This is a genomic window from Streptomyces aureus (assembly GCF_001418135.1).
GTDB classification, from domain to species: domain Bacteria; phylum Actinomycetota; class Actinomycetes; order Streptomycetales; family Streptomycetaceae; genus Streptomyces; species Streptomyces aureus_A.
Window position 1 is genome coordinate 1 of record NZ_LIPQ01000046.1, and the last position, 23,735, is coordinate 23,735.

Here is a 23,735-nt window from a genome sequence, read left to right on the forward strand (position 1 = left end):
GGGCGGGCCGCATGACCACTCTCACCGACGCCTGGTCCTGGCTCACCACCTCCGCCCACTGGTCCGGCGACAACGGCGCCTGGCACCGGCTCGCCGAGCACCTCTTCCTCACCGTCGTCTGCCTCGCCATCAGCTGTGCGATCGCGCTGCCCGTCGCCCTCGTCCTCGGGCACCTCGGCAAGGGCGGCGCGCTCGCCGTGAACCTCGCCAACGTCGGGCGGGCCGTTCCCACCTTCGCCGTCCTCGTCCTGCTCCTCCTCAGCCCGATCGGTTCGTCCGGCCAGTGGCCGACGGTCATCGCGCTCGTCCTGTTCGCCGTCCCCCCGCTGCTGACCAACGCGTACGTGGGGATGCGCGGCGTCGACCCCGACGTCGTTCGGGCCGCCCGGGGCATGGGCATGACGGGCCGCCAGACCCTGACCCTGGTCGAGGTGCCGCTCGCGCTGCCGCTGATCCTGACCGGTGTGCGGATCGCCGCCGTCCAGCTCGTCGCCACCGCCACCGTGGCCGCGCTCGCCGGCGGCGGCGGGCTCGGCCGGATCATCACGGCCGGGTTCAACCTCGCCTCGACTCCGCAGGTCGTCGCCGGCGCGTGTCTCGTGGCCGTGCTCGCGCTGCTCGTGGAAGGGGTCTTCGAGGGAGTCCAGCGCCTCGCCCCCGCCGGCGTACGGGGGAGCGGCCCGTGAGCCGGCCTCCCCGCCCGTCCCGGGTCGCCGCCCTCGGTCTCCTCCTGGCGTCCTGTGCCGTCCTCGGCGGCTGCGCGACGGGACCCTCCCTGGAGGCCCGGGGCGAGGTCACGGCCCCACCGGGCGACAGTCGCCGGCTGACCGTCGGCTCGGCCGGGTTCACCGAGAGCGACCTGCTGGCCCAGATGTACGCCCTGCTCCTCCAGGACGCCGGGTACGGTACGAAGATCCTCTCCGTCACCAACCGCGAGCTGTACGAACCGGCCCTGGAACGCGGTCAGATCGATGTCGTGGCGGAGTACGCGGCGACCTTCGCGGACTGGCTGAACGCCAAGGTCAACGGGGCCGACGCACCGACGGTCGGCTCGCCCGACCTGGACGCCACGATGAAGGCCCTCCGGGAGCTGGCCACACCCCGCGGGCTCACCGTGCTCGACGCGGGGCGGGCCGTCGACCAGAACGCCTTCGCCGTCACCGCCGAGTTCGCCGCCGCACACCGGCTGAGGACCCTCAGCGACCTCGGCGCCACCGGTCTCCCGATCCGCCTCGCGGCCGGGGACGAATGCGTCCGGAGGCCGTACTGCGCGCCCGGTCTGAGGGAGGTCTACGGCATCGACGTCACCGCGGTCGACCCCAAGGGCGTCGGTACCACCCCCGCCAAACAGGCCGTCCAGAACGGCCGGGACCAGCTGGTGCTCACGACGACCACCGATGCCACACTCGACGAGTTCGGGCTCGTCCTGCTCGCCGACGACAAACACCTGCAGAACGCCGACCACGTCGTCCCCGTCGTCAACCGCGCCCGCGCCGGCAGCGACCGCGTCACCCGGGCGCTGTCCCGTCTCGGCACGGTCCTGACCACGGCCGATCTGGCGCGGCTCAACGAACAGGTGGACAGCTGGCGGCGCCTCCCGGAGGACGTGGCGCGGAACTATCTCGTGACGAAGGGGCTCGTCCCGCGCTGAGTCCGGGGACCGTCCCCGTCAGCCCGCTGAACCGCGTCTCTTGTCATGACCCTTGCGAGGCGGTTCAGAACCCTGCTATTCATCCGTTAGGAAAGTTTCCTTCCAGTCCAACGGCGCTTTCGTCGGCATCCCCCGGCCTTCCACAAGGCCTCGTTCGTCGTTCCGTGGAGACCCCCATGACTTCGGCACGATCCGCACGACTCCGCACCCGCATCGGCCATCGGCCCGGCGTCCGACGCCTCGGCGTCGCCGGAACCGCCCTCGGCGCGCTGCTCCTCGGCCTCGCCGTCACCCCGCCCACCGCGACCGCCGCCCCCGTCACCCACGAGGCGGAGACGGCCACCGTCTCCCAGGGCGCAGTCGAGTCCAACCACACCGGTTTCACCGGAAACGGATTCGTCAACTACGACAACGTCAACGGCAGTTACGTCCAATGGAACGTCAACGCCGACCAGGCGGGCCCCGCGACCCTCACCCTGCGCTACGCCAACGGCACCACCACCAACCGCCCCATGGACATCGCCGTCAACGGCGCCGTCGCCGCCTCCGGCAAGTCCTTCGCCGGCACCGGTGCCTGGACCAGCTGGGCGACCACCACCGTCACCACCACCCTGAAGGCCGGCGCCAACACGATCCGCGCCACCGCCACCACCGCCAACGGCGGCCCCAACGTCGACCACGTCAAGGTCGACGGCGCCACCACCCAGCCGCCCACCGGCACCACCCCCGCCGCCGTCAACGGCCAGCTCAAGGTCTGCGGCACCAAGCTCTGCAACGCGCACGGCAAGCCGATCCAGCTGCGCGGCATGTCCAGCCACGGCACCCAGTGGTACAGCCGGTGTCTGACCGGCGGCTCGCTCGACGCCCTCGCCAAGGACTGGAACGCCGACGTCCTGCGCGTCTCCACGTACGTCCAGGAGGAGGGCTACGAGACGGACCCGCGCAAGTACACCGACCTCGCCCACTCCCTCATCGAGCAGGCCACCGCGCGCGGCATGTACGTGATCGTCGACTGGCACATGCTCGACCCGGGCGACCCGCACTACAACCTCGCCCGCGCCAAGACCTTCTTCACCGAGATCGCCCAGCGCCACGGATCCAAGACCAACCTGCTGTACGAGATCGCCAACGAGCCCAACGGCGTCGCCTGGTCCCGCATCAAGAGCTACGCCGAGCAGCTCATCCCGGTCATCCGCGCCAAGGACGCCGAGACCCCGATCCTCGTCGGCACGCGCGCGTGGTCCTCGCTCGGAGTCTCCGACGGCGCGAACGAGTCCGAGGTCGTGTCCAACCCCGTGAACGCGGCCAACATCATGTACACCTTCCACTTCTACGCGTTCTCGCACCGCGACGAGTACCTGAACACCCTCTCCCGCGCCGCCGACAAGCTGCCCGTCTTCGTCACCGAGTTCGGCACCCAGAACTACGCCGGTGAGGGCAGCAACGACTTCGCCATGTCGCAGCGGTTCCTCGACCTCATGGCCGGCAAGAAGATCAGCTGGGTCAACTGGAACTTCTCCGACGACGAGCGCAGCGGCGCCGTCTTCAAGACCGGCACCTGCGACTCCGGCGGTCCCTGGGCGGGCACTGCCTCGCTGAAGCCCGCCGGCGTCTGGATCCGGGACCGCATCAGGACGGCGGACGACTTCCCGACCTCCTGACGCCCCTCCTCCGGTACGCCCCCGCCATGTGATCCACTGTCCTGGCGGGGGCGTACCGAACAGGAGCAGGAAACAGCGTGACCACCTACCGGCAGCCGGGACTCGTCCTCACCGACCACCGCTTCCCCGTCCCCCTCGACCACGCCCGCCCCGACGGCGAGCGGATCGAGGTCTTCGGCCGTGAGGTCGTCGCGAGCGGCAACGCCGGCGCGGACCGCGGACAGCTCCCCTGGCTGGTCTACCTGGAGGGCGGTCCCGGCTTCGGCGCCCGCCGGTTCATCGGTCCCCAGGCGTGGCTCGGCCGGGCCGTCCAGGAGTTCCGCGTCCTCCTCCTCGACCAGCGGGGCACCGGCCGCTCGACCCCCGCCAACCGCCAGACCCTGCCGCTCCGCGGCACCCCCGCGGAGCAGGCCGACTACCTCGCCCACTTCCGCGCCGACTCGATCGTCCAGGACTGCGAGCTCATCCGGCGCCGGCTCACCGGCGGCGCCCCCTGGACCGTCCTCGGCCAGAGCTTCGGCGGCTTCTGCGCCACCCACTACCTCTCGACCGCGCCCCAGGGCCTGGAGCGGGTCCTGATCACCGGTGGCCTGCCCTCCCTGTACGCCACGGCCGACGAGGTCTACCGCGCCGCCTACCCCCGTGTCCGGCGCAAGAACGAGGCCCACTACACCCGCTACCCGCAGGACGCCGAACGGGCCCGCGCCGTCGTCGCCCACATCCTCGCCCACGAGGTCACCCTGCCCGGCGGCGGCCGGCTGACCCCCGAGGCCTTCCAGTCCCTCGGCATCCTCCTCGGCTCCGGCGAGGGCGCCCATCAGCTCCATCTGCTCCTGGAGGGCGCGTTCGTCCCCACCCCCGGCGGGCCCGCGCTCGCCGACGCCTTCCTGGAGCAGGTCCAGGCCCACCTGTCGTACGCCGGACACCCGCTGTACGCCGTGCTCCACGAGGCCATCTACGCCCAGGGGACGGGCCCCACCGACTGGGCGGCCGAGCGGGTCCGCGCCGAGTACCCCGAGTTCGACGCCCGAGCCGCGCTCGACGAAGGGCGGCCGCCGCTCTTCACCGGCGAGACCGTCCACCCCTGGCACTTCACCACGGACCCCGCCCTGCGCCCGCTCCGCGAGACGGCGGAACTCCTCGCCGCCCGCACCGACTGGACCCCGCTGTACGACCCCGAGCGCCTCGCCGACAACAGGGTCCCGGTCGCCGCGGCCGTCTACCACGACGACATGTACGTGGACACCGGCCACTCCCTGAACACCGCGCGCGCGATCCGGGGCCTGCGCACCTGGGTGACGGACGAGTTCGAGCACGACGGGGTACGGGCCGGGGGACCGCGCGTCCTGGACCGGCTGCTCGCGCTCGCCCGCGACGAGATCTGACCGCCTGGGGCAGGGGTGACGCGGGCGGCCGGCGGCGCGCAAAAGTCCAAGGGGTGGGCCGCCCCCGCTCATGGAGTGCACCGGACGGATGCCGGTAGAACTCGGTCCGGGCCCCGTGCGGGGGCCCTCCGAGGAGAGGACCCGGACATGAGCACCCATGTCAGCGCGGAGATCGCCGGCCAGCCCGACTGCTGGCGCCGCGCCGCCGAGATCGCCGACCGCGACGCCGACCTGCTGCCGGCCCGCGGCGAGCGGGTGGCGGTGGTCGGCTGCGGCACCTCGTACTTCATCGCCCGCGCCTACGCGGCGCTGCGCGAGTCCCTCGGCGCGGGCGAGACCGACGCGTTCCCCGCCTCCGACTCCACGCCGCTCGGGCGCGGTTACGACCGCGTCGTGGCCCTCACCCGCTCCGGCACCACGACGGAGGTCGTCCATCTCCTCGCCGGCGCGGCGGGACGCGTTCCGGCCCTCGTCCTCACCGGAGTGCCCGACAGCCCCGCCGGGCAGCTCGCCGACCGGGTCCTCGACCTCGGGTTCGCCGACGAACGCTCCGTCGTCCAGACCCGGTTCGCGACCACGGCGCTCCAACTCCTGCGCGCGGGACTCGGGGTGGATCTGGGGCCCGCCATCGCCGACGCCGAACTCGTCCTCTACGAGCGGCTGCCCGCCGCGTGGGAACGGCGCGGCCAGTTCACCTTCCTCGGCACCGGATGGACCGTCGGACTCGCCGACGAGGCCGCCCTCAAACTGCGCGAAGTGGCCCGCGCCTGGACGGAGTCGTACGCCGCGATGGAGTACCGCCACGGGCCGATCAGCATCAGCGACCGGTCCAGCCTCGTGTGGTGCCTCGGGGCCGCCCCCGCGGGGCTGAAGGACGAAGTGGAGTCCACCGGCGCCCTGTTCGCGGCCGACGCGATCGACCCGGTCGCCGCGCTCGTCCGCGCCCAGCGGCTCGCGGTCGCCCTCGCGGTGCGTCGCGGACTCAACCCCGACCGGCCCAGGAACGTCTCGCGCTCGGTGATCCTTTCCGGAGCGTTCCGCCCGACCGCTTCGGAGGCGGCCCGTATCCTGCGGCCATGACCGGAACCGATGTCACCGACCTCGCGGAGATGCCCGGCGACTGGCAGCGCGCCCTCGCCGTCGTCGCCCACCCCGACGACCTGGAGTACGGCTGCGCGGCGGCCGTCGCCACCTGGACGGACGCCGGGAAGGAGGTGGCCTACGTCCTCGCGACCCGCGGTGAGGCCGGCATCGCCACGATCGCCCCGGACGACTGCGGGCCGCTGCGCGAGCGGGAGCAGCGGGACAGCGCCGCGGTCGTCGGCGTGGACACGGTGGAGTTCCTCGACCACCGCGACGGTGTGATCGAGTACGGGCTCGGGCTGCGCCGCGACATCGCGGCGGCGATCCGCAGGCACCGCCCGGAGCTGGTCATCACCCTCAACCACCGTGACACCTGGGGCGGGACCCCCGGCGCCCCCTGGAACACCCCCGACCACGTGGCCGTGGGCCGGGCCACGCTCGACGCGGCGGGGGACGCGGGCAACCGCTGGATCTTCCCCGAGCTCGCCGACCAGGGACTGGAGCCGTGGAACGGGGTGCGCTGGGTGGCGGTCGCGGCGTCCAGCACCCCGACCCACGCGGTGGACGCGACCCCGGGCCTGGACCGCGCGATCCGCTCGCTGCTCTGTCACCGTGCCTACATCGAGGTCCTGACGGACGAGGACCCGGAGCAGTACGTCCGGTCCTTCCTCACCTCGGCGACGAGCCAGGCGTCCGCCCGCTTCGGCGGCCGCCCGGCGGTGGCCTTCGAACTCTTCGGGCGCTGACGGAACGCGCCAGGGACCCGGACGTCAGGGGCGACGGGTCAGCACGCGGGTGATGCTGCCGTCGTCCTCGGTGATGTCCCGGACGTGCTCGAATCCGATCCGGCCGAGCAGCTTCAGCGAGGCGACGTTGGGCTCGGCCACGGTGGCATGCACCTCGGCCAGGCCGAGCGTGCCGAACCCGTGGGCCACGAGGGCCTCGGCCAGCTCCGTACCGAGCCCCGAGCCCCAGGCCGCCGGCGCGAGCGCGTACACGATCTCGTGCCCGCCGACGTCCTCGGACGGCTTGATCTCGGCGTGCCCGACCAGCACCCCGTCCCGGCGCACGGCCCAGACGGCGAACAGCTCCTGGGCGTAGACCTTCGTGAAGATCCGCCCGAACAGGGCCCGGTCGTCCTCCTCGGACGCCGGGCCGTCACCCATCCACGCCGACACCCGGGGATCCTGGAAGAGGGCCGTGAAGGCCTCCTCGTCCGCGGGGACGTAGGGGTCGAGCAGCAGGCGCCCGGTGCGCAGCGTCGGTATCACGAACGGCGACGCTACCCACCGGGCACCGACCGGGCAATCGACTTTCGCCGCTGGGGACCGGTGCCGCCCGGTCAGCCCATCGGGGCCGGCGTCAGGACCGCGAAGGCCGCGCCGAAGGGGTCGGCGAGCCAGGCGATGCGGCCGACGTCGGGGATGTCGGCCGCGGGCATCAGGACCGAACCGCCGTTGCCCTGGGCCGCCGTGACGATCGCGTCCGCGTCCGCGACGTCGAAGTACACGATCCAGCGGGGGCCCTCGTTCGTGTCCTGGAGTTCGGCCGCGCCGCCGAAGGAGGCGTCCTGCTGGTCGCCGTCGGCGGTCGAGACGACCCGGTACTTCATGCCGGGGGCGTCCATCTCCGCCGACCGCCAGCCGAACAGCGTCCGGTAGAAGGCCAGGGTGCCCGCCGGGTCCGCCGTGTGCAGCTCCACCCAGACGAGGGTGTTCGTCGACGAGGTGCGGTCGAGGCCCTTGGTCGTGCCGGGCTGCCAGATCGCGAACCGCGCGCCGCCCGGGTCGGTGAGGGCGGCCATCCGGCCCGCGTCCATGACGTCGAGCGGCGCGAGGCGTACGGTGCCGCCCGCCGCCTCGGCGTCCTTCGCCGTGGCGTCCGCGTCCGGGGTCTGGAAGTACACGGTCCAGGCGCTGGACGCGCCCTCCTCGGTGAGCGGACCGAGCGCGGCGACCGTCCTGCCGTCCTGCTGGAAGAAGCCGTATCCGCCGGCCCCGGGACCCGCCGAGCGGAACTCCCAGCCGAAGACGGCGGTGTAGAAGGCGGCCGCCGCCTCCGTGTCCGGGCTGCCGAGGTCGATCCAGCAGGGAGAGCCCTTGGTGAACTGCGTACCGAGCATGGGAGGTGTCCCGTCCTTCCGTGAGCCGTCGTCCGTGAGTCGTCGTCCGTGTGCCGAATGTGACGCGTGCCGGGTGACGAATGCCGTCGACCTCACCCGTGTGCCGTATCCGGCCACCATGACCGATCCTCGTCCCTCGGCCCACGCGGCGCAGCCCCAACCGCCGGGGTTCATCCGACCGGCCGACCGGCCACCTTCTCCTCCAGGTCGCCGAACACCAACTCGCTGTTGAGCGCGGCCGCGGCGCGGTAGCCCCGGCTCACCGCGTTGACCACCTGCTCCTGCGGACCGGTCACGTTGCCGGCCGCCCACACGCCCGGCACGCTCGTCCGCCCCGCCTCGTCCACCACCACGAACTCCCCGAAGGGGGTCTCGCGCAGCTCCGCGCCCAGCTGCCGCAGCACCCCGTCGCGGGCCGCCAGGCGGGTGGCCGCCGCGAAGACCACCGAGCGGGCCACGGTCCGACCGTCGGCGAGCCGTACCCCGGTCAGCCGTTCGCCCTCCACCGTGAACCCCGCCACCTCGCCCCGCTCGACCCGGACGCCCGCCGCGTCCAGGAGTGCCGCCTCGTGCTCCGACGGTTCGGCCGAGGTGTGCAGGAACAGGGTCACGTCCTTCGACCAGTGCGCCACCATCAGCGCCTGGTGCGCGGGCATCGTCGGATGCGCGATCACCCCGAAGGCCTCGTCGCGGACCTCCCAGCCGTGGCAGTACGGGCAGTGCAGCACGTCCCGTCCCCACCGCTCGGCCAGTCCGTCGATCACGGGGAGCTCGTCCACGAGCCCCGTGGTGACGACGAGCCGTCGCGCGCCGACCGTCTGCCCGTCCGCCAGGGTGAGGACGAACCCGCCGTTCCCGTCCGGTGCCGCGCCCGTCACCTCGCCGGTCCGCAGCTCGACGCCGTACCCGGCGATCTCGGCCCGGCCTGCCGCCAGGTAGTCGGCGGGGTTCATGCCGTCCCGGGACAGGACGCCCTGCATGTGCGCGGTGGGCGCGTTCCGGGGCTCTCCGGCGTCGACGACCAGGGTCCGGCGCCGCGACCGGCCCAGCACCAGGGCGGCGCTGAGCCCGGCCGCGCCCCCGCCGACCACCACTGCCTCGTACGCGTTGTTCTCCAGGTGTGCGTTCATGGGCCGAGCGTCACCCGAGTCCCCGAGATGAGCAAGTGAGCTTGCCGTTTCTGCAAAACTGGACGTATGACCGAAGACGAACGCATCGACGCCGTGCTCAACGAGGTCGGCCCCCGCCTCCGCCGGGTCCGCCGCGACCGCGGGGTGACCCTGGCCGAGCTCTCCGCGGACACCGGAATCTCGGTGAGCACCCTCTCCCGGCTGGAGTCCGGGCAGCGCAAGCCGAGCCTCGAACTGCTCCTCCCGCTCGCCCGCGCCCACCAGGTCGCGCTCGACGAACTGGTCGGCGCCCCGGCGACGGGCGACCCCCGGATCCGGGCCAGGCCCATCGTGCGGTACGGCCGCACGATGTACCCGCTGACCCGGCAGCCCGGCGGTCTCCAGGCGTACAAGGTCGTCCAGGAGAAGCCGCAGCAGGAGGAGCCGGAGCCGCGGGTCCACGAGGGCTACGAATGGCTGTACGTGCTCTCGGGGAGGCTCCGGCTCGTCCTCGGGGAGCACGACGTCGTCCTCGGCCCCGGCGAGGCGGCCGAGTTCGACACCCGCGTCCCGCACTGGTTCGGTCCGACGCCCGACGGCCCGGTGGAGTTCCTCAGCCTGTACGGGCCGCAGGGGGAGCGGATGCACGTCCGCGCCCGCCCGAAGAAGTCCGGCTGAGCGGTTCCCCTCGGATCAAGCGACCGCTTAGTATGCCACCGACCACTCGGTACGGAGGAGGCTTCCGGATGCAGGCATGGCGTGTGTACGAGAACGGGGAACCGCGCGCGGTGATGCGCCGCGAGGAGGTGGCGCCGCCCACGCCCGGCGACGGCCAGGTCCTCCTCAAGGTCCGCGCCGCGAACGTCAACTTCCCCGACGCGCTGCTCTGCCGCGGCCACTACCAGATCCGCCCCCCGCTGCCCTTCACCCCCGGCGTGGAGGTCTGCGCCGAGACCGAGGACGGCCGCAGGGTCATCACCACCGCGGCCCTCCCGCACGGCGGCTTCGCCGACCACGTCCTCGCCGACGCCGCCGGGCTGCTCCCCGCCCCCGAGTCGCTCGACGACGCGGAGGCCGCCGCGCTCCACATCGGCTACCAGACCGGCTGGTTTGGCCTGCACCGCCGCGCCGCCCTCCAGGAGGGCGAGACCCTCCTGGTCCACGCGGCGGCCGGCGGCGTCGGCAGCGCCGCCGTCCAGCTCGGCAAGGCCGCCGGCGCCACCGTCATCGGAGTCGTCGGCGGACCGGAGAAGGCCGCCGTCGCCCGCGCGCTCGGCTGCGACGTGGTGATCGACCGACGCTCGGAGGACGTCGTCGCCGCCGTCAAGGCCGCGACCGGTGGCCGCGGCGCCGACGTGATCTACGACCCCGTCGGCGGCGAGGCCTACCAGCAGTCCGCGAAGTGCGTCGCCTTCGAGGGCCGGATCGTGATCGTCGGCTTCGCGAGCGGCACGGTCCCGGCGCCCGCCCTCAACCACGCCCTGGTGAAGAGCTACTCGATCCTCGGCCTCCACTGGGGCCTCTACGCGGCGAAGGACCCGGCCTCGATCGGCCGCTGCCACGAGGCCCTCACGGCCTACGCGGCCAAGGGCCTCATCAGGCCCCTCATCGGCGAGCGCGTCCCCTTCGCCGGCGCGGCGGACGCCGTCCAGCGGGTCGCCGACGGCACCACCACCGGCCGCCTGGTCGTCCTCCCGGAAGGAGTCCACGCATGACCGACGCCGAGGAACTCCGCGTACGCACCCGGAAGTTGCTGGACGAGCACCCGCCCGCCACCACCGACCGCACCGACTTCCTGCGCGCCCGCTTCGACGCCGGCCTCGCCTGGGTGCACTACCCCGTCGGCCTCGGCGGACTGGACGCGCCCCGCGCGCTCCAGACCGTCGTCGACGCCGAACTCGCCGCAGCCGGCGCCCCCGACAACGACCCGCGCAAGATCGGCATCGGCCTGGGCATGGCGGCCCCCACCGTCCTCGCCCACGGCACCGACGAGGTCAGGCGGCGCTTCCTCCGCCCGCTGTGGGTCGGCGAGGAGGTCTGGTGCCAGCTGTTCAGCGAGCCCGGGGCCGGATCCGACCTCGCCGCGCTCGCCACCCGGGCCGTCCGCGACGGCGAGGACTGGGTGGTGGACGGGCAGAAGGTGTGGACGTCCAGCGCCCACACGGCCCGCTGGGCCATCCTCATCGCCCGCACCGACCCGGACGCACCCAAGCACCGGGGCATCACCTACTTCGTCTGCGACATGACCGACCCCGGCGTCGAGGTCCGGCCGTTGCGCCAGATCACCGGCGAGGCCGAGTTCAACGAGGTCTTCCTCACCGGCGTCCGCATCCCCGACGCCCACCGCCTCGGCGAGGTCGGCGACGGCTGGCGGGTCGCCCAGACCACCCTCATGAACGAGCGGGTCTCCATCGGCGGAGCCCGTATCCCCCGCGAGGGCGGCATGATCGGGAAGGTCGCCACGACCTGGCGCGAGCGCCCCGGGCTGCGCACCCACGAACTGCACCGGCGCCTCCTGGACCACTGGGTCGACGCCGAGGTCGCCCGGCTCGCCGGGGAGCGGCTCCGCCAGCAGCTCGTCGCGGGCCGCCCCGGCCCCGAGGGCAGCGCCATGAAGCTCGCGTTCGCCCGCCTCAACCAGGCCATCAGCGGCCTTGAGGTCGAACTGCTGGGCGACGAGGGGCTGTTGTACGGGGAATGGGAGATGCGCCGCCCCGAACTCGTCGACTTCACCGGCCGCGACGCCGGCTACCGCTATCTGCGGTCCAAGGGCAACTCGATCGAGGGCGGCACCAGCGAGGTGCTGCTCAACATCGTCGCCGAGCGGGTCCTGGGCCTGCCGCCCGAGCCCCGTAACGACAAGGACGTCGCCTGGAAGGACCTCGCCCGATGACGGAATCGTCCGAACTGACGGAACAGCCGCTCGACCTCCTCTACTCCGAGACCGAGGACGACCTGCGGGCCGCCGTCCGCGCCCTGCTCGCCGACCGGGCCGGCCATCAGGCCCTCCTCGGCCGGATCGAGACGGACAGCCCCTACGTCCCCGGCCTGTGGAAGTCACTCGCGGGCGACATCGGCGTCGCCGGACTCCTCGTCCCGGAGAAGCTCGGCGGCCAGGGCGCGAGCCACCGTGAGGCCGCCGTCGTCCTGGAGGAGCTGGGCCGGGCGGTGACCCCGATGCCCTACCTCACGAGCGCGGTGGTGGCCACCGAGACCCTGCTCGCCCTGGAGGGGGAGAACGACGCGGCGGCCGGACTGCTCGCGGATCTCGCGGGCGGCCGCACGGTCGTGGCCCTCGCCGTACCGCTGTCGACGGCGCCCGACGCGGAGCTCCCGCTCGGTGAGCGGGTCGCGGCGGTCGCCGACGCCACCGCCGCCGACGCGTTCCTCGTCCTGCGGGCCGACGGTCTGTACGCCGTACCCGCCGACGAGGCGACCGTCGAGCCGCAGACCCCGCTCGACCTGACGCGTCCGCTGGCCGCGGTCACCACCGGCGCCGGGAGCGGCGCCCGGCTCGCGGGCCCCGGCCCGGCCCGCGCGGCGGTCCGGCGCGGACTGCTCGCCGGGGCCGGGCTCCTCGCCTCGGAGCAGCTCGGCCTCGCCGAGTGGTGCCTGGAGGAGACCGTCCGGCACACCCGCGAGCGTCACCAGTTCAACCGGCCGGTCGGCTCCTTCCAGGCACTCAAGCACCGGATGGCCCAGCTCTGGCTGGACCTGGTCGGGGCCCGGGCGGCGGCCCGCGCCGCCGCCGACGCCCTCGCCACCGGCAGCGCGGACGCCCCGCTGATCGTGGCCGTGGCGCAGGCGTACTGCTCCAGGACCGCCGTCCGGGCCGCCGAGGAGTGCGTACAGCTGCACGGCGGGATCGGGATGACCTGGGAGCACCCGGCGCACCTGGCGCTGAAGCGGGCCAAGTCGGACCAGATCGCGCTCGGCTCCACGGGCCGGCACCAGGACGCGATCGCCGCCCTGGTCGGCCTGGCGCCGCCGGCCTAGCCGACGCGGCGCCGCCCTCCTGGCCGGACGCGGCGCCGCTCTCCTGGCCGGACGCGGTGCCGCCCTCCTGTCCACGCGGCGCCGCCCTCCCGGCCGGCCTGATGCCCCGTGTAAGGGGCCGCCGCGCCCACACCCCTTTACATACTGTTTAATTGCAAGCTGTTCGCAATAACAGTTGATCTCCAAAAGGGGTGTGGACCCGATGACCGCCCGATTCCTCCGCGGCACGGCCGCCGCGACGCTCGCGGGGGCCACCGCCCTCACCGCGGCGGCCTGCACGAACCCCGGCTCCACCGCCGGGGCCTCCGGCGGACCCAAGGATTCCGCGGTCGTCGGCATCGCCTACGAGCCCGAGACCCTCAGCCCCCTCCTCGGCTACGGCAAGGACGGCAACTCCAAGATCTTCGACGGGCTCCTCGCCTTCGACGCCGACATGAAGCTGAAGCCGGCCCTCGCCACCGAGCTGCCGCACGTCTCCGACGGCGGGCTCACCTACACGTACACCCTCCGCGACGGGGTCACCTTCAGCGACGGCGCCCCGTTCACGGCCAAGGACGTCGTCTTCACCTACCGGACGATCCTCGACCCGAAGACGAACAACGCCTCGCGCACCGAGCTCGACGCCCTCAAGAGCGTCGAGGCGGTCGGCGACGACACCGTCGTCTTCCACCTCAAGTACCCCTACGCGCCCTTCGCCGAGCGCACCGTCCACGCCATCGCCCCCGAGCACGTCGCCGCGAAGCAGGACGTCAACACCGGCGCCTTCACCACCAGGCCGACAGGCACCGGCCCGTACGTCCTCACCGGCTGGTCCAAGGGCGAGAAGCTCACCTTCAAGGCCAACCCGACCTACTGGAACGGCGCGCCCGCGGTGAAGAAGTTCACCATGGCGATCATCAAGGACGACGACGTCCGTGCCACCCGGCTCCGCGCCGGCGACCTCGACGGCGCCGTCCTGCCGCCCAACCTCGCCGCCGGATTCAAGGGCGACCAGACGAAGAAGACCTGGCGGGCGAAGACCTACGACTACCGCACGGTCACCCTGCCCACCCACAACAAGGTCGCCGGCGACACCGACGTCCGCCGCGCCCTCGACATCGCCGTCGACCGGCAGGCCATGGTCGACAAGATCCTCGAAGGAGCCGGGAAGCCCGCCTACGGGCCCGTCCCCACCGACAGCCCCTGGTTCGCGAAGGGCACCGAGCGCCGCCACGACCTCGCCGGCGCGCAGAAGATCCTCGACGAGGCAGGCTGGAAGCCCGGCCCCGACGGCATCCGCGTCAAGAACGGCGTCCGCGCCGCCTTCCCGCTCTGGTACCTCTCCGGCGACAAACTCCGCCAGGACCACGCCCTCGCGTACGCCTCCGACGCCAAGAAGGCCGGCATCGACATCACCGCCCAGGCCGGCACCTGGGAGGTCATCGAGCCCCGGATGAAGACCGACGCCGTCCTCGCGGGCGGCGGAGCACCCGGCGACCCCGACTTCGACCAGTACCTGCTCCTGAAGTCGGACCTCGCAGGCGACGGCTTCAACAACATGGCCTGGTACACCGACAAGACCGTCGACCGCGCCCTCGACGAGGGCCGCCGCACGAACGACCTCACCAAGCGCCGCGCCGCGTACGACACCGTCCAGCGCGCACTGGTGAAGAACCCCGGCTACACCTTCCTCACCCACATCGACCACCTCTACGTCGTCAACGACGCCTGGGACGGGCCGAGCACCCAGACCGAGCCGCACGACCACGGCCTGGCCTCCGGTCCCTGGTGGAACGTCGAGAGCTGGAAGCCGAAGACCGCCGGAGCGACGAAGAAGTGAAGCGCCGCCTCCCCTGGGGGCCCATGGCCCGGATGACGGGACGGCGCGCCTTGGCCGCCGTCCCCGTCCTCCTCGCCGTCACCTTCGCGGTGTTCGCCGTCGCCGAAGCCTCCCCGTTCGACCCCGTCAAGGCCTACGCCGGCACCGCCGGGCTCACCGCCTCGCAGGAGAACCTCGACCAGCTCCGCGCCAACCTCGGCGTCGACCGGCCCCTCCTGACCCGCTGGTGGGAGTGGCTCACCTCCGCCCTCACCGGCGACCTCGGCGACTCCGCCGTCATGCGCAGGCCCGTGGCCGAGGTCATCGGCGAGCGCCTCGGCTGGTCCGTCCTCCTCGCCGTCACCGCGTTCCTCGTGGCCATCGCCCTCGGCACCCTCCTCGGCGTCCTCGCCGGGCGCCGCCGCGGCGGCCTGATCGACCGGACCGTCAGCTCCGTCGCGTACACCCTGGAAGCCGCGCCGGCCTTCTGGCTCGGCCTCCTCGCCATCTGGTTCTTCGCGCTCAAGCTCGGCGCGCTGCCCGCCGGCGGACTCACCGACACCGCGAGCGACACCGTCACCGCCGACCAGGTCGCCCGCCACCTCGTGCTGCCCGCGCTCGTCCTCGGCGTCTCCCAGCTGCCGTGGTTCTTCCTGTACGTCCGCCAGGGCGTCGGCGACGCCCTCGACGAGGACCCCGTACGCGGCGCCCGCGCCCGCGGCCTGCGCGAACGCACCGTCCTCACCGGCCACGCCCTCCGCTCCGGAATGCTGCCCATGCTCACCCTCATCGGCTCCCGCGTGCCCGAGCTGATCACCGGCGCCCTGCTCGTGGAGACCGTCTTCAGCTGGCCCGGCATCGCCGCCGCCACCGTCCAGGCCGCCACCTCCGTGGACTTCCCGCTGCTCGCCGCGCTCACGGTCCTGGCCACGGCCGCCGTACTCCTCGGGAACCTCCTCTCCGACCTCCTCTACGGACTCGCCGACCCGAGGGTGGGCTTCGATGGCTGACCCGCGCACCCATCGCCTGCGGCTCTGGAGCTCCGCCCTCGTCGTCGGCGTCGTCCTCCTCGCGGTCCTCGTCGTGCCGCCGCTCGTCCAGCTCGACGAACAGGCCGTCGACCTCTCGCGCAAGCTCCTCCCGCCGTCCTGGGAGCACCCCTTCGGCACCGACGACCTCGGCCGCGACCTGCTGCTGCGCTGCGTCTACGGCCTGAGGATCTCGCTGCTCGTCGGCCTTGTCGCCGCGCTCGTCGCCACCGTCGTCGGCACCGCCGTCGGCGCGGCCGCCGGGGCGCTCGGCGGCTGGACCGACCGCACCCTCATGCGGCTCGTCGACACCTTCTCCTCCGTGCCGCACCTGCTGCTCGGCATCTTCGTGGTCGCCCTCTTCCGGCCCGGCGTCTGGCCGGTGATCGCCTCCGTGGCCGTCACCCACTGGCTCTCCACCGCCCGGATCGTGCGCTCCGAGGTCCTCTCCCTGCGCACCCGGCCCTTCGTCGAAGCCGCGATCTCCGGCGGCGCCACCCGGTGGCGCGTCGCCGTCCGCCACCTGCTTCCCGCCGTCCTGCCGCAGGCGGGCCTCGCGGCCGTCCTGATGGTCCCGCACGCCATGTGGCACGAGTCCGCGCTGTCCTTCCTCGGCCTCGGCCTCCCCAGCCACCAGGCGAGCCTCGGCAACCTCGTCCAGAACGCCCGCTCCTCGCTCCTCGCCGGATACGGCTGGCCCACCCTCTTCCCGGGCCTGCTGCTCATCGTCCCGACCCTCGCCATCGCCGGCCTCGCCGGCGTCTGGCGCGACCGCCTCAACCCGCGCCGCCGATCGGAGCTCATGCTGTGACCGCCGAGAACGTGCTCCGCGCCCTCAAGGCCGTCTCCGCCGGGCGGGCGGAGGACGCGGTCCTCAGCGTCCGTGATCTGAGCGTCCGGTTCCGGCTGCGCGGCGGGCGGACCGTCGAGGCCGTCAGCGACGCCGGCTTCGACCTCGGCGCGGGGGAGTGCCTCGCCCTCGTCGGCGAGAGCGGGTGCGGCAAGTCCGTACTGGCCTCCGCCCTCCTCGGGCTGCTCCCCGGCAACGCCGAGACGTCCGGTACGGCCCTGCTCGCGGGCCCCGAGGGCGCCGCCGCGACCGACCTGCTCGCGGCCGACGAGAAGACCCTCGCCCGCACCGTGCGCGGGCGCCGCGTCGGGCTCGTACCGCAGAGCCCCGCCGCCCACCTCACCCCCGTCCGCACCGTACGGTCCCAGCTGGAGGAGACCGTCCGCGCGCTCACCGGCACCTCCCGCCGGGCCCGCCGCAGGGCCGCCGAGGACGCCGCCGGGCGGGCCGCCTTCCCGGCCGGGCACCTCGACCGGTACCCGCACGAGCTGTCCGGCGGACTCGCCCAGCGCGCCGCCACCGCCCTCGCCCTCATCGGCGACGCGCGGCTGCTGCTCGCCGACGAGCCGACCACCGGCCTCGACCGCGACCTCGTCGACCGCACCGCGGACGAACTGCGCCGCCACGCCGACGACGGCCGCGCCCTGCTCCTCATCACCCACGACCTGGCCGCCGCCGAGCGCATCGCCGACCGCGTCGCCGTCATGTACGCGGGCCGCATCGTCGAAATCGCCCCCGCCCACCGGTTCTTCGGCCCCGCCGGACCCCGCCATCCCTACGCCCGGGGCCTGCTCGACGCGCTGCCCGACCGGGCGTTCACCCCGATCCCCGGCATGCCGCCGGAACTCTCCGCCCTGCCGGAGGGCTGCGCCTTCGCCCCGCGCTGCCCGCTGGCCACCGAACTCTGCTCCACCCGACCGGAGTTCACGGCCGACCTGGCCTGTCACCACCCGGAGCACCCCCGTGCTTGAACTCGACACCGTCACCGCCGGATACGACCGCCGCACCCCCGTCTTCCGCGGCGCCTCGCTCACCGTCGCCCCCGGGGAGTCCGTCGGACTCCTCGGCCCCAGCGGCTGCGGCAAGTCCACCCTCGCCCGCGTCGCGGCCCTCCTCCACCGACCGGACGCGGGCCGTCTCGTCCTCGACGGCACCGAGGTCACGGCCTGGCGCCACCGTGCGCCGCGCGAACTCCGGACCGCCGTCGGCGTCGTGTTCCAGCAGCCCCGCACCGCCGCCGACCCCCGGCTCACCCTCGCCGACCTCCTCGTCGAACCCCTCCGGGCCACCGGCCGGCGAGCCGAGGCGGCGGCTCGCCTCGCCGAACTCGCCCCGGCCGTCGGCCTCACCCCCGACCTGCTCGGCCGCCGCCCGCACGAGGTCAGCGACGGCCAGCTCCAACGCGCCTGCCTGGGCCGGGCCCTGGCCCTGCGCCCCCGCTGGCTGGTCTGCGACGAGATGACCGCGATGCTCGACGCCTCCACCACGGCGGCCCTGGTCGCCGCCGTCGAGACCTACCGGGAGGAGACCGGCGCGAGCCTCCTCGCCGTCGGCCACGACCGGCTCCTGCTGCGGCGCTGGTGCGACCGCACGGTGGAGTGGCAGGACTGCCTGCCCGCCGAGGAGAGGCCGTGACGGGGGAGTCCCCGTGGACCCCGGTCGCCGACGACGACCCCCTGGACGGTCTGCGCGCCGCCCTCGCCGCCGCCCCCTGCGGCTACGAGCCGCGGTCGGGGTACCAGGACCACTGCTGGATCCTCCACCCCGTGCACGACGACGGTGTACGGCTCCGCTGGGACCAGGTCCTGGCCCGGGAGGGCCGGCGGCTCGCCGACTGGCCGGGCACCCTGTCGTACCTGGTCTTCGAGGGCGTGACGGGCGCGGGCGACCTGGAGGGGCCCGATCCGGCGGAGCTGGACCGTCCGACCCTCGCCAGGCTCGTCGGGCATCTGGCCGGGAGTGGGCCCTTCGGGTCCGACACTGCCTGCGGCGCCGCCCAGGCCCCCGTGATGAACCGTCCGGGTGAGGAGTTGGCCGCCCGCCGGGGCCGGCTCGGTGACGCGCTCGCCCACCACGACGCCATGCCGGAGTTCCGCTTCCCCGCCACCTGGTGGGCGGCCGACGGGAGTTGGCTCGTCCTCAGCGACGTGGACCTGAGTGCGACGGAGGTCTTCGGGACCACCGCACTGATCGAGGGGCTGCTCGCCGATCCGGAGCTCGACGCCGTCCGCCGGCCGCGCATCGCCGAGACCCTCGACGGCTGATCCCGGCCGAATCTCACCCGTATGGCCGCCCCGCCATTCGCCCGGACGGACCGCGCATTCCGTCACACTGTCCGCCGAACGCCGCAATTCCGGTGCGGCGACGGAGGGACGTGAACGCGATGGCCGTTTCCATTTCTGTCGTGGTGCTGCTGCTGGTGCTGGCCGTGATCTTCCTGCGCAACGGGGGACTCAAGGTCACCCATGCGCTCGTCTGTGCCCTGCTGGGCTTCTTCCTCGCCGGTACCAGCATGGCGCCGACCATCCACAACGGGGTCGCGGCCACCGCCAACGTGGTCTCCAGTCTCAAGCCGTGATCATTGCCCGATCATGAACTGCCTGTGAAACACGGGGCAGTTGCATGTACATCTCACGCACTCGGGCCTAGCGTCGGCCGCCGGCGCGACAGTTTGTCAGCAACCCGAGGAGCCGCATTGGCCACGCACCCGCCCCGAAGACGAGCCCGCGCGCTCACGCTGATCGCGCTCGCCGCCGCCGTCATGGTGGGGTCCGCCCCCGTCGCCCAGGCCCAGGAGATCCCCCTCGGCCTCGGCCACCGCCTGGTGGAGCACTACGAGGGCGCCCCCGCCACCGCACGGCCCGTGCCGGGCAAGGGCACCGCCCAGCACCCGTACCTCGCCCCCAACGGACGCAGCGGCATGCACGCCGACGGCGCGGGCAGCGGCACCCACCCGTACTCCGGGCCCCTCGGCCGCGACCCGCAGGTCGACAGCGAGAAGATCGCCCCCGTGGGTGGCGAGTGCGCCACCGTGACCTTCGACTCCGGCGGCCGGCTCGTCACCGTGTGCGGCACCTTCAACGGCTTCCTGCTGAAGCTGCTCGACCCCCGCACCCTGGACACCCTCGCCGAGTACAAGCTGCCGCAGCGCTCCTCCACCGTCGAGGCCATCACCCGCCTCGACTTCGAGAAGATCTTCAAGGACACCTCCGGCGGAGCCTACTTCTACCTCGACAACCAGGACCGCGTCGTCCTCGCCGACTCCCGGCAGCACATCCAGCGCATCGCACACCGTCAGAGGACGGACGGAACCTGGGAGTTCGTCGTCGAGAACGACTGGGACCTCACCTCCCTCGTCCCGCACGACTGCGTCAGCTGGACCAACCTCTTCCCCAGCGGCGTCTGCGACCCCGTCACCTCCGTCATGCCGGACTGGGACGGCCGCGTCTGGTGGGTCACCCGCCTCGGCCGCGTCGGCACCGTCGACCCGGCGACGGGCGCGCTGCGCGCGATCCGCCTCGACGGCGAGGAGATCCAGAACTCCTTCTCCGTCGCCGAGGACGGTGTCTCCCTCGTCACCGACCACGCCCTGTACAGCTTCGACGCCGACGCGGACGGCGTCCCGCGGGTGCGCTGGCGCGAGACGTACGACCGCGGGACCGGCACCAAGCCCGGCTCGGTGAACCAGGGTTCGGGCACCACTCCCGACCTCTTCGGTCTCCATGGCGAGTACGTCGCCATCACCGACAACGCCGACGACCGGATGAACGTCCTCGTCTACCGCCGGGGCGTCGGCGTCCCCGCCGCCGAGCGCCTCGTCTGCAAGGTGCCGGTCTTCGGGCCGGGGGCCTCCACCACCGACAACTCCCTGATCAGCTGGGGCAACAGCCTCGTCGTCGAGAACAACTACGGCTACGAGAACCCGAGTTCGCTCCTCCTCGGTCGCAGCGTCGTCGGCGGCGCGACCCGGATCGACGTCCGCGCCGACGGCAGTGGCTGCGACACCGTCTGGGAGAGCGACGTCCGCTCGCCCTCGACCGTGCCCAAGCTCTCCACCGCCAACGGACTGCTCTACTTCTACGAGAAGCGCCCCAACTCGTGGGGCATCGACGCCTGGTACCTCACGGCCGTCGACTTCCGCACCGGCGCCAGGGTCTTCAGCCGCTTCACCGGCACCGGCCTCGCGTACGACAACAACTGGGCCCCGATCACCCTCGGCCCCGACGGCACCGCGTACGTCGGCGTCTTCAACGGCATCGTCGCGGTCCGCGACAGCGACTGACCCGCACAGCGCCGCCCCGGGACCGGGATCCCGGGGCGGCTCGCGGTCTCCCGCACCGGTCAGACCATCTCGGGCATCTCGCCGACGGTGGTCCTGACGTCGATCACGGCGAACGCGGCACCCTCCGGGTCCAGGATCGCCGCGAAGCGGCCGAACGGACTGTCCATCGGCCCGAACACCTTCCGCCCGTTGAGGCGTTCGGCCGCCTCCACGGCCTTGTCGCAGTTGTCGACGGCGAAGTACAGCTGGATGTACGAGGGGATCTCCGGCGGGAAGTCCTCAGCCGTCATCAGCATGCGTCCGAGCACCGGGTCGGCGCCGAGGTCGAAGACCCGGTAGTCCATCTTCTCGTCCATCATCTTCTTCGAGTTGTAGCCGAAGACGGCGGTGTAGAAGGGGTCGGCCTTCGCCGGCTCCCGGGTGAAGACCTCGGCCCAGACGTACGAGCCGCTCTCACCCTCCAGCTCGAAGCCCTCGTGCCGCCCGCCCTGCCAGACGCCGAACGTCGCACCCGCCGGGTCCTGCGCGAGGCACATCGACCCGAATTCGCCGACCTGCATCGGCTCCATCAGGACGGTGCCGCCCGCGGCCTTGATCTTCTCCGCCGTGGCGGCGACATCGGGCGAGGCGAAGTACAGACACCAGGCCGACTGGGTCTCGCCGTCCTGGCCCGGCATCGGCGGGACGACGGCCGCGACCGCCTTCCCGTTCTTGTACGCCTGCGTGTAGTTGCCATATTCCGTGGAGGACTCGCCGAAGGTCCAGCCGAGCACGTCGCCGTAGAACGTCTTGGCGACCTCGACGTCCTTGAACATCGCGTCGGCCCAGACAGGCGTGCCTTCAGGTCGTACGGCCATGACGGTGACTCCCGTTTCCGATTCGATGATGTGTTCCTGTGAGCCACGCTAGTCACGCCCGCCCCGCCCCGCTCGGTGACACGACGCGCCCCCGTTCCGAATGCTGCGACCATCGAGGCCATGAGGACACAGGGGGACCACGCGATGATCGAGGTACCGGCGGGCCGGGTCACGCTCTCGGACCGGCGGACGGAGCGGAGCTGGGCGGTCGACGTCCGCCCGTTCGCCCTGGCCGCCGTCCCCGTCACGCAGGGACTGTACGAGCAGGTCATGGGCGCGAGGCCGAGCACCGCGCACGGCGACCGGCTGCCGGTCGAAGGCGTGTCCTGGGGCGACGCGATCCGCTTCTGCGACGCACTGTCCGTACGCGAGGGGCTCCGCCCCGCCTACCGGGTCCCGGCGGACGACGCCGAGGCCGAGGCGCCGGACTGGGACCGGTCCGCCGACGGCTACCGCCTCCCCACCGAGGCCGAATGGGAACACGCCTGCCGCGCCGGAACCACGGAGCCGCGCTACGGCCCGCTCGACGAGATCGCCTGGCACCGAGGCAACTCCGGCGAACGCCTCCACGAGGCCGGCGGCCGCCGGCCCAACGACTGGGGTCTCCACGACATGCTGGGCAACGTCTGGGAGTGGTGCTGGGACGTGTACGACCCCGAGGTCTACGGCGGCTACCGGGTGCTGCGCGGCGGCGGCTGGTTCGACGAGCACTGGAGCTGCCGCGCCTCGGTCCGCCGCCGCAGCCACCCGACCCTGCGGATCGACGACGTGGGCTTCCGGCTCGCCCGCACCCTTCCCGGCTGAACGAGCCGGAGGCGGGGTCGGCGCCGCAGCCGGCCGAGCGTGTGGCGGTGGAACGGCCCGTCCGACGGCGGAGGCGGATCCGTCAGGCCCGGGGCACGGGCGGAACCACCGCGACCGGGCAGTGCGCGTGGTGCAGCACGGCGTGGGCCACCGAGCCGACGAGCAGCGAGCCGAACCGGTGCCGGTGGTGCCGGCCCACGACCAGCAGACCGGCGTCCCGCGAGCCCTCCACGAGGAGGCCCGCCGCGTCCGCCGGCACCACCGTCGCGACCAGCCCGACTTTCGGCCACCGAGTGGCGAAGGGCCGCAGCCGCTCCTCCTGCTCCCGCTCCGCCTCCCGTACGAACGCCTCCGCGGCGTCCGCGAGGGGCAGCGGCGGTGGCACCTGGAGCGCCGGGGCGGGGGCCACGACGAGGCTGGTCGGCTGAGGGGGCAGCCGGACGGCCGTGACGGCCTCCAGCGGTACGCCCCGGTGGTGCGCCGCCTCGAACGCGAAGGTCACCACCTCGTCAGGAGTCTCCTCCGGGTGCAGCCCGAGCAGTACCCGGCCCGCCTCCGCCCCGCCCTCCAGGGCGGCCGCACGCGCCTCGTGCGGGACGACGACGAGCGGGCAGGGCGCCGTCGCGGCGAGGGTACGGCTGGTCGAGCCGAGCAGCAGACTCGCGAAGCCGCCGTGCCCGCGGGAGCCGGTCACCAGGAGCCGCGCGCCCCGGGCCGCCGCCGGCAGGGCGTCGGTCACGGAGCCGTCGAGCGACTCGTACCGTACGGGCATGTCGTGCCCGTGCTCCTCGACGACCGTCCGTACGGCCGCCATGACCGCGTCGGGCAGTTCGGGGGAGGGCCCGAGGGAGGCGATGCGGGCGGCGCCGAGTTGGAGGGCGTCGGAGCGCACATGGGCCACGACCAGCGGTGACCCCAGGTGATCGGCGGCGCTCAGGGCCCATGCGAGGGCCCGGAGACTGTGCTCGGACCCGTCCACGCCGACGACGACCGGCGGCTCGGACGCGGTGTTCGTGTCACTCATGCGGGAATGACTCCCGCGCCCAGGCGTGCGCCACACCGGTCAGGTCACGTCCGGCCCGGTGGGGGGGAAACGGCACCGGACCGGC

The 23,735-nt window shown here is 73.2% G+C and carries 24 protein-coding genes; 19 read left to right on the forward strand and 5 right to left on the reverse strand.

Annotated features, from left to right (window positions below; all coding sequences use genetic code 11):
• Nucleotides 1–11 precede the first annotated feature (11 nt).
• The 6 genes from AOK00_RS05345 to AOK00_RS05370 all read left to right on the forward strand — a co-directional run bounded on the left by AOK00_RS05345 (nt 12) and on the right by AOK00_RS05370 (nt 6,526).
• Entirely contained in the window at nt 12–686 is a 675-nt protein-coding gene (locus AOK00_RS05345) for an ABC transporter permease (protein WP_055599204.1), read from the forward strand.
• Between the two features lie 44 nt (nt 687–730).
• Complete coding sequence (locus AOK00_RS05350; protein ID WP_254047251.1) at nt 731–1,651, forward strand: ABC transporter substrate-binding protein; 921 nt, start codon at nt 731–733, stop codon at nt 1,649–1,651.
• Nucleotides 1,652–1,827: 176 nt separating this feature from the next.
• Complete coding sequence (locus AOK00_RS05355; protein ID WP_055599158.1) at nt 1,828–3,312, forward strand: cellulase family glycosylhydrolase; 1,485 nt, start codon at nt 1,828–1,830, stop codon at nt 3,310–3,312.
• 77 nt (nt 3,313–3,389) lie between these two features.
• A complete protein-coding gene (locus AOK00_RS05360) occupies nt 3,390–4,697 on the forward strand; it encodes an alpha/beta fold hydrolase (RefSeq protein WP_055599159.1) in 1,308 nt (435 codons plus the stop codon).
• Between the two features lie 147 nt (nt 4,698–4,844).
• Entirely contained in the window at nt 4,845–5,777 is a 933-nt protein-coding gene (locus AOK00_RS05365; protein ID WP_055599160.1) for an SIS domain-containing protein, read from the forward strand.
• Nucleotides 5,774–6,526: a PIG-L deacetylase family protein gene (locus tag AOK00_RS05370; RefSeq protein ID WP_055599161.1), complete on the forward strand. Its 753-nt coding sequence runs from the start codon at nt 5,774–5,776 to the stop codon at nt 6,524–6,526. The genes AOK00_RS05365 and AOK00_RS05370 overlap by 4 nt, the downstream gene beginning before the upstream one ends.
• 24 nt (nt 6,527–6,550) lie before the next feature.
• Here AOK00_RS05370 and AOK00_RS05375 read toward each other — a convergent pair whose 3' ends face one another.
• The 3 genes from AOK00_RS05375 to AOK00_RS05385 all read right to left on the reverse strand — a co-directional run bounded on the left by AOK00_RS05375 (nt 6,551) and on the right by AOK00_RS05385 (nt 9,032).
• Nucleotides 6,551–7,051, reverse strand: a complete 501-nt coding sequence (locus AOK00_RS05375) for a GNAT family N-acetyltransferase (protein WP_055599162.1) — start codon at nt 7,049–7,051, stop codon at nt 6,551–6,553.
• Between the two features lie 71 nt (nt 7,052–7,122).
• Nucleotides 7,123–7,902, reverse strand: coding sequence for a VOC family protein (locus tag AOK00_RS05380; RefSeq protein WP_055599163.1), 780 nt, complete (start codon nt 7,900–7,902; stop codon nt 7,123–7,125).
• A gap of 170 nt (nt 7,903–8,072) precedes the next feature.
• On the reverse strand, nt 8,073–9,032 hold the full coding sequence (locus tag AOK00_RS05385; RefSeq protein ID WP_055599164.1) for an NAD(P)/FAD-dependent oxidoreductase: 960 nt from the start codon (nt 9,030–9,032) through the stop codon (nt 8,073–8,075).
• Nucleotides 9,033–9,098: 66 nt separating this feature from the next.
• Between AOK00_RS05385 and AOK00_RS05390 the strand changes: the two genes are divergently transcribed.
• The 12 genes from AOK00_RS05390 to AOK00_RS05445 all read left to right on the forward strand — a co-directional run bounded on the left by AOK00_RS05390 (nt 9,099) and on the right by AOK00_RS05445 (nt 20,965).
• Nucleotides 9,099–9,689: a helix-turn-helix domain-containing protein gene (locus tag AOK00_RS05390; RefSeq protein WP_055599165.1), complete on the forward strand. Its 591-nt coding sequence runs from the start codon at nt 9,099–9,101 to the stop codon at nt 9,687–9,689.
• 68 nt (nt 9,690–9,757) lie between these two features.
• On the forward strand, nt 9,758–10,726 hold the full coding sequence (locus tag AOK00_RS05395; RefSeq protein WP_055599166.1) for an NADPH:quinone oxidoreductase family protein: 969 nt from the start codon (nt 9,758–9,760) through the stop codon (nt 10,724–10,726).
• Entirely contained in the window at nt 10,723–11,904 is a 1,182-nt protein-coding gene (locus AOK00_RS05400; RefSeq protein ID WP_055599167.1) for an acyl-CoA dehydrogenase family protein, read from the forward strand. Before AOK00_RS05395 ends, AOK00_RS05400 begins: the two co-directional genes overlap by 4 nt.
• Entirely contained in the window at nt 11,901–13,007 is a 1,107-nt protein-coding gene (locus AOK00_RS05405; RefSeq protein WP_055599168.1) for an acyl-CoA dehydrogenase family protein, read from the forward strand. The genes AOK00_RS05400 and AOK00_RS05405 overlap by 4 nt, the downstream gene beginning before the upstream one ends.
• 202 nt (nt 13,008–13,209) lie before the next feature.
• Entirely contained in the window at nt 13,210–14,826 is a 1,617-nt protein-coding gene (locus tag AOK00_RS05410; protein ID WP_055599169.1) for an ABC transporter substrate-binding protein, read from the forward strand.
• Complete coding sequence (locus tag AOK00_RS05415) at nt 14,823–15,815, forward strand: ABC transporter permease (RefSeq protein WP_055599170.1); 993 nt, start codon at nt 14,823–14,825, stop codon at nt 15,813–15,815. The genes AOK00_RS05410 and AOK00_RS05415 overlap by 4 nt, the downstream gene beginning before the upstream one ends.
• Nucleotides 15,808–16,644, forward strand: a complete 837-nt coding sequence (locus tag AOK00_RS05420) for an ABC transporter permease (RefSeq protein WP_055599171.1) — start codon at nt 15,808–15,810, stop codon at nt 16,642–16,644. The genes AOK00_RS05415 and AOK00_RS05420 overlap by 8 nt, the downstream gene beginning before the upstream one ends.
• On the forward strand, nt 16,641–17,654 hold the full coding sequence (locus AOK00_RS05425) for an ABC transporter ATP-binding protein (RefSeq protein WP_437441390.1): 1,014 nt from the start codon (nt 16,641–16,643) through the stop codon (nt 17,652–17,654). Before AOK00_RS05420 ends, AOK00_RS05425 begins: the two co-directional genes overlap by 4 nt.
• Nucleotides 17,647–18,318, forward strand: coding sequence for an ABC transporter ATP-binding protein (locus AOK00_RS05430; protein ID WP_055599172.1), 672 nt, complete (start codon nt 17,647–17,649; stop codon nt 18,316–18,318). The genes AOK00_RS05425 and AOK00_RS05430 overlap by 8 nt, the downstream gene beginning before the upstream one ends.
• Nucleotides 18,315–18,947: a hypothetical protein gene (locus tag AOK00_RS05435; RefSeq protein ID WP_055599173.1), complete on the forward strand. Its 633-nt coding sequence runs from the start codon at nt 18,315–18,317 to the stop codon at nt 18,945–18,947. Before AOK00_RS05430 ends, AOK00_RS05435 begins: the two co-directional genes overlap by 4 nt.
• A 119-nt stretch (nt 18,948–19,066) precedes the next feature.
• Nucleotides 19,067–19,261, forward strand: coding sequence for a hypothetical protein (locus AOK00_RS05440; protein WP_015038168.1), 195 nt, complete (start codon nt 19,067–19,069; stop codon nt 19,259–19,261).
• A 183-nt stretch (nt 19,262–19,444) separates the two neighbouring features.
• A complete protein-coding gene (locus AOK00_RS05445; RefSeq protein ID WP_055599206.1) occupies nt 19,445–20,965 on the forward strand; it encodes a hypothetical protein in 1,521 nt (506 codons plus the stop codon).
• A gap of 59 nt (nt 20,966–21,024) precedes the next feature.
• On the opposite strand, the gene AOK00_RS05450 is transcribed toward AOK00_RS05445, so the two are convergent.
• On the reverse strand, nt 21,025–21,822 hold the full coding sequence (locus AOK00_RS05450) for a VOC family protein (protein WP_055599174.1): 798 nt from the start codon (nt 21,820–21,822) through the stop codon (nt 21,025–21,027).
• A 120-nt stretch (nt 21,823–21,942) separates the two neighbouring features.
• On the opposite strand from AOK00_RS05450, the gene AOK00_RS05455 reads away from it, so the two are divergent.
• Nucleotides 21,943–22,626 carry a formylglycine-generating enzyme family protein gene (locus AOK00_RS05455; RefSeq protein WP_055599175.1) on the forward strand — a complete coding sequence of 228 codons (684 nt, stop codon included), beginning with the start codon at nt 21,943–21,945 and terminating at the stop codon, nt 22,624–22,626.
• Nucleotides 22,627–22,708: 82 nt separating this feature from the next.
• Here AOK00_RS05455 and AOK00_RS05460 read toward each other — a convergent pair whose 3' ends face one another.
• Complete coding sequence (locus AOK00_RS05460; protein ID WP_055599176.1) at nt 22,709–23,650, reverse strand: universal stress protein; 942 nt, start codon at nt 23,648–23,650, stop codon at nt 22,709–22,711.
• Nucleotides 23,651–23,735 lie beyond the last annotated feature (85 nt).

Excerpts from the sequence above, each read along its gene's own strand:
- AOK00_RS05380 (WP_055599163.1), bottom strand. The coding sequence starts at position 7,902 with ATGCTCGGTACGCAGTTCACCAAGGGCTCTCCCTGCTGGATCGACCTC.
- AOK00_RS05385 (WP_055599164.1), bottom strand. The coding sequence starts at position 9,032 with ATGAACGCACACCTGGAGAACAACGCGTACGAGGCAGTGGTGGTCGGC.
- AOK00_RS05395 (WP_055599166.1), top strand. The coding sequence starts at position 9,758 with ATGCAGGCATGGCGTGTGTACGAGAACGGGGAACCGCGCGCGGTGATG.
- AOK00_RS05345 (WP_055599204.1), top strand. The coding sequence starts at position 12 with ATGACCACTCTCACCGACGCCTGGTCCTGGCTCACCACCTCCGCCCAC.
- AOK00_RS05420 (WP_055599171.1), top strand. The coding sequence starts at position 15,808 with ATGGCTGACCCGCGCACCCATCGCCTGCGGCTCTGGAGCTCCGCCCTC.
- AOK00_RS05405 (WP_055599168.1), top strand. The coding sequence starts at position 11,901 with ATGACGGAATCGTCCGAACTGACGGAACAGCCGCTCGACCTCCTCTAC.
- AOK00_RS05440 (WP_015038168.1), top strand. The coding sequence starts at position 19,067 with ATGGCCGTTTCCATTTCTGTCGTGGTGCTGCTGCTGGTGCTGGCCGTG.
- AOK00_RS05460 (WP_055599176.1), bottom strand. The coding sequence starts at position 23,650 with ATGAGTGACACGAACACCGCGTCCGAGCCGCCGGTCGTCGTCGGCGTG.
- AOK00_RS05455 (WP_055599175.1), top strand. The coding sequence starts at position 21,943 with ATGAGGACACAGGGGGACCACGCGATGATCGAGGTACCGGCGGGCCGG.
- AOK00_RS05390 (WP_055599165.1), top strand. The coding sequence starts at position 9,099 with ATGACCGAAGACGAACGCATCGACGCCGTGCTCAACGAGGTCGGCCCC.
- AOK00_RS05370 (WP_055599161.1), top strand. The coding sequence starts at position 5,774 with ATGACCGGAACCGATGTCACCGACCTCGCGGAGATGCCCGGCGACTGG.
- AOK00_RS05400 (WP_055599167.1), top strand. The coding sequence starts at position 10,723 with ATGACCGACGCCGAGGAACTCCGCGTACGCACCCGGAAGTTGCTGGAC.
- AOK00_RS05450 (WP_055599174.1), bottom strand. The coding sequence starts at position 21,822 with ATGGCCGTACGACCTGAAGGCACGCCTGTCTGGGCCGACGCGATGTTC.
- AOK00_RS05365 (WP_055599160.1), top strand. The coding sequence starts at position 4,845 with ATGAGCACCCATGTCAGCGCGGAGATCGCCGGCCAGCCCGACTGCTGG.
- AOK00_RS05355 (WP_055599158.1), top strand. The coding sequence starts at position 1,828 with ATGACTTCGGCACGATCCGCACGACTCCGCACCCGCATCGGCCATCGG.
- AOK00_RS05445 (WP_055599206.1), top strand. The coding sequence starts at position 19,445 with ATGGTGGGGTCCGCCCCCGTCGCCCAGGCCCAGGAGATCCCCCTCGGC.
- AOK00_RS05410 (WP_055599169.1), top strand. The coding sequence starts at position 13,210 with ATGACCGCCCGATTCCTCCGCGGCACGGCCGCCGCGACGCTCGCGGGG.